This window comes from Oleiphilus sp. HI0067 (genome assembly GCF_001635735.1).
Window position 1 is genome coordinate 1 of record NZ_LWFI01000385.1, and the last position, 741, is coordinate 741.

1 protein-coding gene is annotated in these 741 nt (G+C 43.3%); it reads right to left on the reverse strand.

Annotated elements, in window-relative coordinates:
• The coding region (locus tag A3739_RS04545) for an EAL domain-containing protein (protein ID WP_197472050.1) at positions 1 to 686 on the reverse strand (686 nt) is incomplete at its 3' end.
• Positions 687 to 741 lie beyond the last annotated feature (55 nt).

A 741-nucleotide genomic window follows, 5' to 3' on the forward strand; every position in this document is an offset into this window, starting at 1 on the left:
ATGCCCTCTGCAATCAAATCGCAGCCTAAACCTTCCGCCATCGCAATCACGGTTTGTATGATCACTTTTGAGTTTTCATCATTCTTTATATCTTCGATCAAAGAGCGATCTAACTTGATTTCACTTGCAGGCAAACCTTTGAGATATGACAACGATGAATAACCCGCGCCAAAGTCATCAATTGAAATCTTGAACCCATGGGCTGCTAATTTATCCAGTGTCGCAATGCTAAACGCCGGATCATCCATCGCCGCAGTTTCGGTTAACTCCAAATAAACCAATTCAGGTGATACATTCTCGGTCTTCAGTGTTTTAAGAAGTTGAGCGCCAAAATACTTAAACTTCAGATCACGCGCTGAAATATTAATCGACATGCTTCCGTCATAGCCTTGAGCTCGCAGCATTACCAAAGCACGTATCGCTTCTTGAAATACCCATAAGCTCAGCTCATTAATTACCCCAGTTTCTTCGGCCAGGGGAATAAATTGATCCGGAGGAACAAAACCATTCTCTAGATGAATCCAACGTACTAAAGCCTCGAGACCAATCACCTTCCCGCTACTAATTTCAAACTTCGGCTGAAACACTAAACTGAGCGCATCATCATTCAAGGCCTTACGTAAGTCTGTCATCAGGGTAAGCCGGCTCGAACTATAGATATCGTACTTCTCACTATAGATTCCCATGGAGCCTCTTTCGGAGCGATCCATCGCAATCAATCCATTTCGAATTAATTGTGCC